This window comes from Nocardiopsis salina YIM 90010, from assembly GCF_000341025.1.
Classification (GTDB): domain Bacteria; phylum Actinomycetota; class Actinomycetes; order Streptosporangiales; family Streptosporangiaceae; genus Nocardiopsis; species Nocardiopsis salina.
The window spans coordinates 16,819-28,574 of record NZ_ANBF01000089.1; the positions used below are offsets into that span (position 1 = coordinate 16,819).

Genomic DNA, 11,756 nt, shown 5'->3' on the forward strand with positions numbered 1-11,756 from the left:
CGGGGCGCGCCCGTTCCCTTTTGCCACGTCGGCAACAGAACTTGAGGCACGCGGTGCGCGCGGGCACCGTGGGCCCCGCGTCCGCCGCACACGGCAGGCGGGGCACCGACGACGGGGGAGTGGGCTCGTGTCCGACGCAACGTACGACCGCGACTACTGGGAAGACCGCTACTCCGGCCACGGCGGCCACGGGCGCGGTGGGCTCGAGGCCAGCCCGCACCTGATCGCCGAGATCGCCCGCCTGGAACCCGGGAGCGCCCTGGATGCCGGCTGCGGCACCGGGACCGACACCCTCTGGCTGGCCGGGCAGGGATGGCGGGTCACCGCGGTCGACATCGCCCAGAACGCCCTGGAGACCGCCCGCGCCCGCGTACAGGAGATCGGTGCACCCGTCGCCGAGCGTGTGCACTGGCAGCGCGAGGACCTGACCACCTGGGAACCGCCGGCCGGAGGGTACACGCTCGTCCACTCCCACTACGTACACACCGACGCGCCCCGCCCCGACCTGTACCGGCGCCTGGCCACGGCCGTGGCACCCGGAGGGACCCTGCTCGTGGTCGGCCACCATCCCGACGGCCTGCACGGCGACGCGGCGCACGCCGGACACCACGGCACGCAGCTGACCGCGCAGGAGGTGGCGGACCTGCTCGATCCGGGCGAGTGGACCGTGGAGACCGCCGACGCGCGCGTGCGCACCGCCACCGTCGGCGACGGGCGCGAGATCACCCTGCACGACGCCGTCCTGCGCGCCCGCAGGAAGACCGCCCGGTGACCGCCGGCCCCCGGGCGGTCGTCATTCGCGCCGGTCGGGCAGGTAGGGGATCCGGTCGATGGCACGTACTTCGCCCACCGTCGACCACTCGTTGCGGCCCAGGCGCGCGAGTGGGCGCAGGAGCTCCACGTCCGGGTGCCCGCCCGCGGTCAACGCCGCTTCGTCCACGGCGGCGTTGACCACCCGGCCGAACACCACGGTGGAGTTGCCCAGACGCAGCGTCGAGTGCAGCTCGCACTCCAGCGCCGCGGGGGATCCCGCGACCCGCGGCGGGGCGACCAGGCTGGCGGCCTCACGCTCCACACCGAGCTCGTCGAATTCGCTGGTGTGCGGCGGGTACGGGGTTCCGCTGGCGTTGACCTGTTCCTGCAGCCACTCGGGGGCCAGGTTCACGACGAACTCGCCGGTCTCCTCGGCGTTGATGAGGGAGTCCTTGCGGCGCACCGACGTGAACTGCACGATCGGCGGTTCGACGCAGGAGACGGTGAAGAAGGAGTGCGGGGCCAGGTTGTCGACACCGTCGGCGGAGGTCGTCGACACCCAGGCGATCGGGCGGGGGACCACGACGGCCGTCATGAGTTTGTAGAAGTCGTGGCCGGAGAGGTCCTGCGGGGTCCATTCTGTACGCATCACGGTCCATTGTCCCGTGTGTGCCGGGGCGCCGGGGGCATACTCGCCGCATGGACCTTGTCACCGCCGACGACGTACGGGCCGCGGCCACCCGCATCGATGGACTGGTGGTTCGAACCCCCTTGACCGCGGGCCCCGGAGCCGACCCCGGTTTCTGTCTCAAGCCCGAGAGTCTGCAGCCCACGGGCGCGTTCAAACTGCGCGGCGCCACCAACGCCGTCGCCCTGCTCGACGCCGACCAGCGCGCGCACGGGGTCGTCACACACTCATCGGGCAACCACGGACTGGCTCTGGCCACCGCCGCCCGCGCCCAGGGTGTGGACTGCACCGTCGTGGTGCCCGAGGGCGCGCCGGAGGTGAAGGTGGAGCGTATCCGTGCCGCCGGGGCCCGGGTCGAACTCGTCCCGGTGGAGGAGCGTCTTGCCCGTGCCCGGCAGCTCGAGCAGGAGCAGGGTCTGCAGTTGGTGCCGCCCTTCGATGCCCCGGCGGTGATCGCCGGCCAGGGCACCGTCGGCCTGGAGGTCCTCGAGCAGTCCCCGGACGTGGAGACCGTCGTGGTGCCCGTCGGGGGAGGAGGCCTCGCCTCGGGGGTGGCCACCGCGGTGCGCACCGTGCACCCGGGCAGGGTGCGGGTCGTGGGGGTGGAACCGGAACTGGCGGGTGACGCAGCCGAGAGCCTGCGCCTGGGCCGCCGCGTCACCTGGCCGGCCGAACGCACCGGGCGCACCATGGCCGACGGGGTGCGCACCGGACTCTCGGACCTGACCTTCGCGCACCTGAACGCCCGTCTGGAGGGCATCGTCACCGTCACCGAGGAGGAGATCGCCCACGCGGTGACGGTGCTGGCGCGCGGGTCGCGCCTGGTCGCCGAACCCAGCGGGGCGCTGGCGGCCGCCGCGGTGCTGTCCGGCCGGGTCGCGGGCGATCCCGCGCGCCCCGGATCCACCGTCGCGGTCGTCTCCGGCGGCAACGTGGACCCGGAGCTGTTCGCGCGGCTGCTGGCCGTGGAGGAGAACGAAGGCTGATCCGTCCGGCGCCGGCGGTGCCGAAGAGGCCGGGGCGGCACCCTGGTTCCGGTGTCGGCTCCGGGGGCCGGGTCGGGGCCGGGCTGCGCAGAATCGCGGCCGGCCCCTCAGTCCCTGGTCAGGAGGGCTTGTCGGAGTGGCCCAGTGGGCGGTCGGGAGCGATGCGGTCGCGGACCAGGCGCTTGATGTCGGAGGCGTCGGTGAAGGCGGCGTCGCTCTTGCGCGACCACACCACGTCACCGTCCACGCGCACCTCGAAGACGCCGCCTGTGCTCGGGACCAGCGCCACCTCGCCGAGTTCGCCCTCGAAGGTGGTCAGCAGCTCCTGGGCCATCCATGTGGCGCGGGGCAGCCAGCGGCAGCGCGTGCAGTACTCGATCTCCAGCCTGGGGCTGTGGGGTTCTCGTGACACGGCCCCAGTATGCCGGTCGGCGTGCGGAACTGCCGAAGCGGGACCCGGAGACGGAGCTCAGGGGTGGCTGGGCTCGCGCCCGTTTGCCGCCACGGCGCCGGTGGGGGCGTGGGCGACCAGTTCCTCGGTCCCGCGCAGGTCCTGGGGGAGCTCGGCCGTCTCTGCGACCGGTTCGGGCTCGCTCGCGGTCGCGGCGGCGCGGTCCTCGCGACGGCGCATGGCCATGTCGGAGACGATTGCCAGGCCGAAGGCGACGGCCAGCGCGGCGATGACCGCCAGCACGGTGAGCGCGGTGCCGATGGACGTGGGGTCGGTCATGAGGGGCTCCGGGGATCGGGTTCGCACCTTCGCCTTCAACCGTAATAGGTGTTAACTTTCAAACCCACTGTTCGCGACAGTGAAGTACGTCATACCCCTGGGTGGGGAGGCAGCCAGCCCGGGAACGCGGCGGGCCCCGTCCTGGGACAGAACGGGGCCCGCACCACAGGAAGAATCCGATCAGAGGATCGCTCCCGGGCTGTAGGAGGCTGCCTCCGGGTGGGCGGCCACGACCTCCTCGACCCGCTCGACCACCGAGGCGACCTGGTCGGCGGCCGCACCCGTGAACGTCAGACGGTCGGACAGCAGCGCGTCGAGCGCCCCGCGGTCCAGCGGGAAACGCTCGTCCGCGGCCAGACGGTCCAGCAGCTGGTTGCCGGCACCCTCCTGGCGCATCGCCAGCGCCGAACCCACCGCGTGCTCCTTGATGACCTCGTGCGCGCTCTCGCGGCCCATACCAGCACGCACCGCCGCCATCAGCATCTTCGTCGTGGCCAGGAACGGCAGGTAACGGTCCAGCTCCGCCGAGACCACAGCGGGGAAGGCCCCGAACTCGTCCAGCACCGTCAGCATCGTCTCGACCAGCCCGTCGAAGGCGAAGAAGGCGTCCGGCAGCGCGACCCGGCGCACCACCGAGCACGACACGTCGCCCTCGTTCCACTGGTCGCCGGCCAGCTCACCGGCCATCGACGCGTACCCGCGCAGGATCACCGTCAGACCGTTGACCCGCTCGCACGAACGGGTGTTCATCTTGTGCGGCATCGCCGACGAGCCCACCTGGCCCTCGACGAAGCCCTCGGTCACCAGCTCCTGCCCGGCCATCAACCGGATCGTCTTGGCCAGGGACGACGGCCCGCCCGCGAGCTGCACCAGCGCCGTGACCGCCTCGAAGTCCAATGACCGCGGGTAGACCTGGCCCACGCTGGTGAACCGGTGCGCGAACCCCAGGTGCCCGGCGACCTCCCGCTCAAGGGCGGCCAGTGCCTCGCGGTCGCCGCCGAGCAGGTCCAGCATGTCCTGCGCAGTGCCCACCGGGCCCTTGATACCGCGAAGCGGGTACCGGGCGATGAGCTCGTCCAGGCGGCCGTAGGCCACCAGGACCTCGTCCGCGATCGACGCGAACCGCTTGCCGAGCGTGGTGGCCTGCGCCGCGACGTTGTGTGAACGCCCCGCCATCACCGTCTCGCCGTACTCCGCGGACAGCCGGCCCAGCCGCGCCAACAGCGCCACCGTGCGGTCCCGGGCCAGCAGCAGACTGTCGCGCACCTGGAGCTGCTCGACGTTCTCGGTCAGGTCGCGCGAGGTCATGCCCTTGTGGACGTGCTCGTGGCCGGCCAGGGCGTTGAACTCCTCGATGCGCGCCTTGACGTCGTGGCGCGTGACGCGCTCGCGCTCGGCGATCGAGGCCAGGTCGACCTGTTCCAGGACCTTTTCGTAGTCCTCGACCACACCGTCGGGCACGTCCACGCCCAGACGCTTCTGGGACCGCAGCACGGCCAGCCACAGCCGCCGTTCGGCGACCACCTTGTATTCGGGGGACCACAGCCGGGTCAGCTCCGGGGACGCGTACCGGGCGGCCAGGACATCGGGGATCAGCGGTTTCGCACTCACGTCGGGCCATCCTAGCGGGCCCGGGCCACCCGCGGACGCGCAGGTCGCACCCCCACCGGCAGGACCCGCCGCCGCGGGTGGGGCAGGCCCTACCGAAGGACGGTGGCGCGACCGATTCCCGGCGCCGCCCCCGCTCTCTAGCGTGGAACGCATGAACGAACACACCGACACCGGCGCCCCGCGCGGCCACCCCGACGCCCCGGACACGGTCCTGCGCGCCATGCTCCGCCCCCGGTTCCTGCTGACCGCCTGGCCCTGGCGCGCCGCGGCCTTCACCGCGGGCAGCATGGTCGTGCTCGGTGTGCTCGTCTCGGTCGCCGCGCCCCTCTACACGCCCTGGGTGCTGTCGCTGGGGCTCGTGCTCTCCACCCCCGACACCTTCTTCGGCGGGGCCGGCGTCGCCCTGGTCCTGGTCGGCCTGGCCCTCGGAGCGCTCTTCGGCCCGCTCGTGGGCCTGGTCCTGGGCACCGTCGACCGCTGGCGCCTCGGCCTCATCGACGACGACGTGCCCCCGAGCGGGCACCGGCCCGTCACCGAACCCGGCCCCGGGGCGTGGCTGCGCGTGCGCTACACCGAGGCCGCCACCTGGCGCGAGGTCGCCCACGTCGCCCTGTCCCCGGTCGTGCTCGGACTGACCGCCTTCGTCCTGGGCAGCCTCATCCCCCTGGCCCTGATCCTGGTCGCCTCCCCGCTGCTGCTCACCACACCGGGCGAGGCCGTCGCGCTCGGGCCGGTCACGCTCACCACGCCGCAGGAGGCGTTGCCCTACGCGCTGGCCGCACCGGTCCTGCTCGTCATCGCCCTCTACGCCAACGCCCTGCTGGCCGGGGTGCACGGCCTCATCACCCGCGCCCTGGTCACCGGCCCACCCCCCGAGGAGCTCCGCGCCGAACTCAGCGAGGTCACCGACTCCCGCGCCCGCCTCGTGGGCGCCTTCGAGTACGAGCGCCGCCGCATCGAACGCGACCTGCACGACGGTGCGCAGCAGAAACTCGTCGCCATCCAGATGGACCTCGGCCTGGCCCGACTCGACCTGCAGGAGGACAGCGGGGCCGACCGGCGGGTGGCCGCTGCCCATGCCCGCACCGGTGAACTCATCGACGACCTGCGCGAACTCGTGCGCGGCATCCACCCGCGCGTGCTCGTCGACCGCGGCCTGCCCGCCGCCCTGGGTGAACTGGCCGACCACAACCCATCGCCCGTGACCGTGGACGCCGATCTGCCCCACCGTCTGCCCGCGCACGTGGAGGCCACCGCCTACTTCGTGGCCGCCGAGGCCCTCACCAACGCCCACAAACACACCGAGGCCCGCAACGTGACCGTGCACGCCCGTGTCGACGGCCTCCGGCCCCGCCAACGCCTGACCCTGGAGGTGAGCGACGACGGCCCCGGCGGCGCCGACGCCCGCAGGGGCAGCGGGCTCACCGGCATGTCCGACCGGGTCGCCGTCATGGGCGGCACAATGGAGCTGTCCAGCCCTCCGGGCGGCCCGACCCGAGTACGAGTGGAGCTTCCGTGCCAGACCGACCCGACCCCACAGACGCCGTGACCGCGGTCCCGACCGTGCTCGCCGAGGACGGTGTGCTGTTGCGGGAGGGGCTCGTGGCACTCCTGGAACGCTTCGGTTTCCCCGTCGCCGCCGCCGTCGGGGACGCCCGCACCCTCACCGAGGCCGTGGCCGAACACCGCCCGGCGCTGGTGGTCACCGACATCCGCATGCCGCCCGACCACACCGACGAGGGCCTGCGCGCCGCCGCGGAGCTGCGCCGTTCCCACCCCGGGCTCGCGGTCGTGGCCCTGAGCCAGTACGTGGAGCTCAGTTACGCCTCCGACCTGCTCGACTCCGGCGACGGGGCCGGGGTGGGTTACCTGCTCAAGCAGCGCGTCGGCGACGTGCGCGAGTTCGCGTCGGTGCTGCGCCGGGTCGTGGAGGGCGGAACCTTCGTCGACCCCGAGGTCGTGCGCCAACTCCTGCGCCGCAGCTCCGACCCGCTCGAGCGCCTGACCGAACGCGAACGCGAGGTCCTGGCGCTCATGGCCGAGGGGCACTCCAACGGCGCCATCGCCCGCAGGCTCGTGGTCAGCGACGCCGCCGTCGGCAAGCATGTCGGCAACATCCTCGCCAAGCTCGACCTGCCGCCCGACGACAACATCCACCGCCGGGTGCAGGCGGTGCTGGCCTACCTGAGGGCTTCGGCCGACTGACGCACAGACCCGGTAGCGGCCGCGTCCGCCCGGTCAGTCGCACATCTGCCAGTCGAGGAAGACCACGGGTTCATCGCCCATGACCCACGCGTCGTGCTCCGGCGGGATGGAGACGACCTCGCCCTCACAGAATTCCTGCTCGGTTCCGTCGGCCATCCGGCAGCGCAGCCGCCCGCTGATCATGTAGCCGCCGTGGCGCATCCGGCACAGGGCCGACCCTTGGGCCGGTCCGATGTGCACCGACCACTGCCAGCCCGGCTGCAGGGTCAGGCGGACCACGTCGCGGCCGCCGACCCGGGCGAACTCGGCCCGGCCGCGTGCGAACTCCTCCACACGAGTGGGCGCGGAGAAGTCGTCCGAGGCCGGCACGGGCGAAGGCTCCTCGTCCCAGGCCTGGACGGTCGACTGATGGGCGATGCGTCCCTCGGCCAGGTCCAGCATCGTCATGCTCATGACCGCGTTGCCGTCCGGGTAGACGCACCGCTCGGTGTAGGCAGCGTGGTCGCCCTGGACGACGCACTGCAGGATCTCGTGCGTCATGTCGATCTCGTAGACCTGACGCAGCAGGTCCTCGATGGACTCCCTGCCGTGCACGACAGTGGGCATGCTGGGCGGGGTTCGTCGGTCGATCATCTCCATCTCGGCGTCTTCGGTGAACAGACGGGTGAGGACCTCGGAGTCACCCTCTTCGAGGGCCCGCTTGAACGTGTCGAGGTCGAAACGTGTGCTGCTGGGGGAAGCCATCCCGGTCTCCTTTCGCGCAGGGCCCTCACCCCGGCGGAGGGGCCCACTGACCAGCGTCCTACCGCCCCAGGGTTCGATTCGATCAAGATCGGGCCATGACTTGGTCGGCCCCAGGTGGAGGTGCACGTGCGCCGGGGTGCCGGCGCGGGGTACGGGACGGGGCCGGAACGTATCGTGGTAGGTGCCCTGCCGCGCGGTGCGACACCCCCGCGCAACCCCGGAGGAGTCAGGATGGAGCCCACCGCCGCCGCACCCGAGAGCGTCACCTGGAAGGTCCACCTCGACCGTTCGATGTGGGTGGCGGGGGTGCGGGCCCTGATGCTCCAGGCCCTGCACCCGCTGGCGATGCGGGGAGTGTGGCAGCGCTCCGACTTCCGCGACGATCCCACCGGACGGCTCCTGCGCACCGCCCACTTCGTCGCCGTCACCACCTACGGCAGCCCCGACGAAGCCCGTGAACTCGGTGAGCGCGTTCGCCGGGTGCACAGCGCACTGACCTTCACCGACCCCGACACCGGGCGCATCCACCGCGTCGACCAGCACGACCTGCTCGTGTGGGTGCACTGCGCCGAGGTCTCCTCCTACCTGGAGACCACCGTGCGCGCTGGGCTGCGACTCACCCCCGCCGAGCGCGACCGCTACATCGACGAGCAGTCCCGCACCGCCGAACACGTGGGTCTGCTCCGGGACGACGTCCCCCGCGACACCGCGTCACTGCGGCGCTACCTGGCCGGGGCGCGCCCACAGTTGCGTGTGACACCGGAGGCCGCACGGGCCGTGCGGTTCCTGCTCTGGCCCGACGTGCCCGACCACCTGGCCGCCCTCGCCCCGCTCCAGCCCCTGTGGTTCCCGATCGGTGCGTTGAGTTACTACACGCTGCCCGCCTGGGCCCGCCACGCCTACGGGACCCTGCCCGAGCTGCCCGGTGCGGCCGCCGCCACCACCGAGGGCCTGCGTCTGCTGCGCGGGGGGCTCAACCGCGTCCCCGAGCGCTTCTACAACCGGATCTTCGACGAGGCCACGTTGCGCAGCGCGGACGAGGCCAAGAAGCGTCTGCTGGAGGCCGGCTACGAGGTGGAGAACGGGTTCCGTGCCCTGCGCGGCCGCACGGTCTTCCGCGCCCCGGCGCCCGGACCCGGGTCCGGGTGGCCCTCCGGAGCCTGACCGGGGCGGCCGCCAGGCACAGGTCGGGCCCGCGCCGAGCAGTCCGGCGCGGGCCCGTCACTCAGTGCGAACCGAAGGGCGCGCTACCGCCCCAGGACGCGGCGCAGTGCGCCCAGAACCAGCTCGGCCCGGTCCAGGCGGGCGTTGTGGCCCATGAGGCCGATCCGCCACACCGAAGCGGAGTAGGGGCCGACCCCGGCACCGATCTCCAGACCGTAGTCCCGCAGCAGCTGGTCGCGGACCTTGCCCGAGTCCACACCCTCGGGGACACGCACCGAGGTCAGCTGCGGCAGCCGGTGCCCCTCGGCGGCGAACAGCTCCAGACCCATTTCCTGCAGCCCCTCGCGCAGCCGGGCGCCGGCCGCCTCGTGCCGGGCCGCCACCTCGTCCGCGCCCTCCTCTTCGATGCGCGCCAGAGCCGAGTCCAGGGAGGCGACCATCGAGGTCGGTGCGGTGTGGTGGTAGGCGCGCCCGCCCGGGCCGCCGCGTACGTAGGCCCCCAGCAGCCCGAGGTCGATGTACCACACGGGCGGGGCCTGCACGCGCCGTTCCCAAGCACGCTCGGTGAAGGTGAAGGGCGCCAGTCCCGGCGGCACACCCAGGCACTTCTGGGTGCCGGAGTAGGCGATGTCCACCTGCCACTCGTCCAGCTCCATGGGCGTGCCGCCCAGGGAGGTGACGCAGTCGGCGATCAGCAGGGTGTCGTCGGAGCGCTCGCGCAGTGCCCGCCCCAGAGCGCCGATGTCGCTGACCGCGCCGGTGGAGGTCTCGGCGTGCACGGCGGCCACCAGCTTGGGGGAGGGGTGGGCGTCCAGGACCCGCTGGACGTCCACGGGCCGGCCCCACTCGTGGTCCACGCGGACCACTTCGGCGCCGTAGCGCCCGGCGACCTCGCACATGCGCTCGCCGAACAGTCCGTTGACCGCGACGACCACCGTGTCACCCTTGCGCACGGTGTTGGCGAAGGCCGTCTCCATACCGAGGGAACCGGTGCCGGAGAGCGGGAGGGTGAGCGGGTTCTCGGTGCCCCACAGGGAACGCAGGCGTCCGCAGACGCGTTCCAGCAGGGCGATGAACTGGGGGTCCAGGTGGCCGAGCAGGGGTGACGTCGAGCCCAGAGTCGCCTCCGGGTAGGGGTTGCTGGGCCCCGGCCCCAACAGGGTGCGTTCGGTGACTGACATGGGCACACCTTAGACAAGTCTTCCCGAGGTTTGGTGTCAGGGGGCGCCATCGGGCACTGGCCGGTGGCGCCGACCGCTCCCGCCCCGGGGAAGATCCCGGCCGGTCGGAGCCGGGAACCGGCCGCCCGTAGCTCGTCCTGCCGATGCTGTCGTGACGGTCTGCGTCCGGACGGGCGGCCGAGAACGAGGCCCCCCGTATCCCCGGCCCTCGACCGCTGACCGGGCCGAGCACTGCGGATAGCGTGAAGGGTGCACCCGAGCACCGCTGCGAACCGGGAGGTGCGCATGAAACGCCGGGTCCGCCAGTACAGCCTCGTCATGGGCGCGTGCGTCCTGCTCTTCGCTGCCTCGGCGCCCGTGTACTTCCTCTTCGGCACCGGCTGGGCGGTGGCCATGTGCGTGGTCGCCTCCGTGCTCCCGCCCGTGGCGATGACCCTGGGAAACCTCGCCGACCCCGACGACCCCCGGGATCGCGACGCCGTCTACGGCCCCAACGCCGAACCCAGCGACGAGGACCACCCCGACGGCCCTGCACCGCGCTGACTCCGCCGTACGTGTGAGGGGTACGACCCCGTCCGCCCGTGGCGCACCGCAGCGGCCGCGCATAGGATTCCCGGCGGACCACGCGGGCACCGGGGGCGGTGTCCCCGACGAGCGAGGGAGCAACGACGAGGTGACCTACACCGAAACCGGTCGGCCCGGCACCGCCGCACCCGAGCCGGCACCGCGCGTCCTCACCGTCGAACACGACGACCCGCGCGTGGACGGGCTCCTGGCCGGGCTGCTGGAGGAGTACACCCAGCGCTACGGGGCCGACGGCGCCGCCCACGAGCTCTCCCGCTACCCCGTCACCGAGTTCGTCGCCCCTGACGGGCGCATGGTCCTGGTCGAACTCGACGGCGAGATCGTGGCCGGCGGCGCCGTGCGCCCCTACCGCGCCGACCGTTCGCAGGAGCCGGGGACCGCCGAGTTCAAGCGCATCTGGACCTCCGACCGCCACCGCCGCAAGGGGCTGGCGCGCGCCGTCATGGACGCACTCGAACAGGCCGCCCGCGACCTGGGCTACACACACGTGGTCCTGTTCACCGGACCCTCGCAGCCCGAGGCCGTCGGGCTCTACGAACGCCTCGGATACCGTCGGCTCGACCCCGCCGCCGTCGACGTCCTGCCTTACCCCAAGGCCATCCCTTTCGCCACCGAGCTCTGAGCCCTTCCGCGGGGAGCGGGCATCAGAGCGGACCGGGGCGGTGTTATGGCCGGTGGTATGTCCCGTGCACGGCGCCTGCGGCGGCCCGGGGCCTACGATGGGGACGCGGCCGCCACCAGAGGCACCGCCCCGCACGAGCCCGCACCCCACGAGGAGAGAGCCCACGTGAGCGACCAGCAGCGCCCCGGAGACCGAGCCGACGCCTTCGTGTTCACCCCCCGCAAGAACGGCCAGTCCCAGTCGGTCTCCGACGAGCTGGCCGCGTGGATGAGCACCGGGTGGGCCGACACCGAACTGCGCGACCTGGAGCCGATCGAGCAGGCTCCCCACACCGCACGCCGCCGCGCCGCCCTCGGTGCCGCCTTCCCCGGGGAACGCCTGGTCGTTCCTGCCGGACAGCTCGTCACCCGCTCCAACGACACCGAGTACCCCTTCCGTGCGGCCACCGATTACGCCTACCTCACCGGTGACACCGCCGACGGCGGGT

The 11,756-nt window shown here is 72.6% G+C and carries 14 protein-coding genes; 8 read left to right on the forward strand and 6 right to left on the reverse strand.

The genetic code is table 11. The annotated features are described in order from the left end of the window. Nucleotides 1-127: 127 nt before the first annotated feature. Nucleotides 128-772 carry a class I SAM-dependent methyltransferase gene (locus tag D474_RS0110140; protein WP_017613469.1) on the forward strand — a complete coding sequence of 215 codons (645 nt, stop codon included), beginning with the start codon at nucleotides 128-130 and terminating at the stop codon, nucleotides 770-772. Nucleotides 773-793: 21 nt separating this feature from the next. Here D474_RS0110140 and D474_RS0110145 read toward each other — a convergent pair whose 3' ends face one another. Then, entirely contained in the window at nucleotides 794-1,402 is a 609-nt protein-coding gene (locus tag D474_RS0110145) for a flavin reductase family protein (RefSeq protein WP_017613470.1), read from the reverse strand. A gap of 50 nt (nucleotides 1,403-1,452) precedes the next feature. Here D474_RS0110145 and D474_RS0110150 point away from each other — a divergent pair, with 50 nt between their 5' ends. Continuing rightward, nucleotides 1,453-2,427, forward strand: a complete 975-nt coding sequence (locus D474_RS0110150) for a threonine ammonia-lyase (protein WP_017613471.1) — start codon at nucleotides 1,453-1,455, stop codon at nucleotides 2,425-2,427. Between the two features lie 118 nt (nucleotides 2,428-2,545). Here the strand turns inward: D474_RS0110150 and D474_RS0110155 are convergent, their stop codons facing one another. From D474_RS0110155 to purB, 3 genes are all read right to left on the reverse strand, one after another. Continuing rightward, nucleotides 2,546-2,839: a SelT/SelW/SelH family protein gene (locus D474_RS0110155; protein WP_017613472.1), complete on the reverse strand. Its 294-nt coding sequence runs from the start codon at nucleotides 2,837-2,839 to the stop codon at nucleotides 2,546-2,548. Between the two features lie 57 nt (nucleotides 2,840-2,896). After that, nucleotides 2,897-3,157, reverse strand: coding sequence for a hypothetical protein (locus D474_RS0110160; protein WP_017613473.1), 261 nt, complete (start codon nucleotides 3,155-3,157; stop codon nucleotides 2,897-2,899). Nucleotides 3,158-3,337: 180 nt separating this feature from the next. Beyond that, on the reverse strand, nucleotides 3,338-4,768 hold the full coding sequence (purB, locus tag D474_RS0110165; RefSeq protein WP_017613474.1) for an adenylosuccinate lyase: 1,431 nt from the start codon (nucleotides 4,766-4,768) through the stop codon (nucleotides 3,338-3,340). A 151-nt stretch (nucleotides 4,769-4,919) separates the two neighbouring features. Between purB and D474_RS0110170 the strand changes: the two genes are divergently transcribed. Beyond that, nucleotides 4,920-6,317: a sensor histidine kinase gene (locus tag D474_RS0110170; protein WP_017613475.1), complete on the forward strand. Its 1,398-nt coding sequence runs from the start codon at nucleotides 4,920-4,922 to the stop codon at nucleotides 6,315-6,317. After that, a complete protein-coding gene (locus D474_RS0110175; RefSeq protein WP_017613476.1) occupies nucleotides 6,284-6,973 on the forward strand; it encodes a response regulator in 690 nt (229 codons plus the stop codon). The genes D474_RS0110170 and D474_RS0110175 overlap by 34 nt, the downstream gene beginning before the upstream one ends. Nucleotides 6,974-7,006: 33 nt before the next feature. Here D474_RS0110175 and D474_RS0110180 read toward each other — a convergent pair whose 3' ends face one another. Further along, entirely contained in the window at nucleotides 7,007-7,717 is a 711-nt protein-coding gene (locus D474_RS0110180) for a nuclear transport factor 2 family protein (RefSeq protein WP_017613477.1), read from the reverse strand. Between the two features lie 231 nt (nucleotides 7,718-7,948). On the opposite strand from D474_RS0110180, the gene D474_RS0110185 reads away from it, so the two are divergent. Then, nucleotides 7,949-8,881, forward strand: coding sequence for an oxygenase MpaB family protein (locus D474_RS0110185; RefSeq protein WP_017613478.1), 933 nt, complete (start codon nucleotides 7,949-7,951; stop codon nucleotides 8,879-8,881). Between the two features lie 83 nt (nucleotides 8,882-8,964). On the opposite strand, the gene D474_RS0110190 is transcribed toward D474_RS0110185, so the two are convergent. Continuing rightward, nucleotides 8,965-10,062, reverse strand: coding sequence for a pyridoxal-phosphate-dependent aminotransferase family protein (locus D474_RS0110190; protein ID WP_017613479.1), 1,098 nt, complete (start codon nucleotides 10,060-10,062; stop codon nucleotides 8,965-8,967). A 285-nt stretch (nucleotides 10,063-10,347) separates the two neighbouring features. Between D474_RS0110190 and D474_RS0110195 the strand changes: the two genes are divergently transcribed. From D474_RS0110195 to D474_RS0110205, 3 genes are all read left to right on the forward strand, one after another. Next, nucleotides 10,348-10,605 (forward strand): DUF3099 domain-containing protein, encoded by a 258-nt coding sequence (locus D474_RS0110195; protein ID WP_017613480.1) that lies wholly within the window; start codon nucleotides 10,348-10,350, stop codon nucleotides 10,603-10,605. 130 nt (nucleotides 10,606-10,735) lie between these two features. Further along, nucleotides 10,736-11,269, forward strand: coding sequence for a GNAT family N-acetyltransferase (locus tag D474_RS0110200; protein WP_017613481.1), 534 nt, complete (start codon nucleotides 10,736-10,738; stop codon nucleotides 11,267-11,269). A gap of 165 nt (nucleotides 11,270-11,434) precedes the next feature. Continuing rightward, a partial coding sequence (locus D474_RS0110205; protein ID WP_026118352.1) for an aminopeptidase P N-terminal domain-containing protein occupies nucleotides 11,435-11,756 on the forward strand: 322 nt, incomplete at its 3' end.

Excerpts from the sequence above, each read along its gene's own strand:
- D474_RS0110145 (WP_017613470.1), bottom strand. The coding sequence starts at position 1,402 with ATGCGTACAGAATGGACCCCGCAGGACCTCTCCGGCCACGACTTCTAC.
- D474_RS0110150 (WP_017613471.1), top strand. The coding sequence starts at position 1,453 with ATGGACCTTGTCACCGCCGACGACGTACGGGCCGCGGCCACCCGCATC.
- D474_RS0110160 (WP_017613473.1), bottom strand. The coding sequence starts at position 3,157 with ATGACCGACCCCACGTCCATCGGCACCGCGCTCACCGTGCTGGCGGTC.
- D474_RS0110170 (WP_017613475.1), top strand. The coding sequence starts at position 4,920 with ATGAACGAACACACCGACACCGGCGCCCCGCGCGGCCACCCCGACGCC.
- D474_RS0110180 (WP_017613477.1), bottom strand. The coding sequence starts at position 7,717 with ATGGCTTCCCCCAGCAGCACACGTTTCGACCTCGACACGTTCAAGCGG.
- D474_RS0110185 (WP_017613478.1), top strand. The coding sequence starts at position 7,949 with ATGGAGCCCACCGCCGCCGCACCCGAGAGCGTCACCTGGAAGGTCCAC.
- D474_RS0110190 (WP_017613479.1), bottom strand. The coding sequence starts at position 10,062 with ATGTCAGTCACCGAACGCACCCTGTTGGGGCCGGGGCCCAGCAACCCC.
- D474_RS0110195 (WP_017613480.1), top strand. The coding sequence starts at position 10,348 with ATGAAACGCCGGGTCCGCCAGTACAGCCTCGTCATGGGCGCGTGCGTC.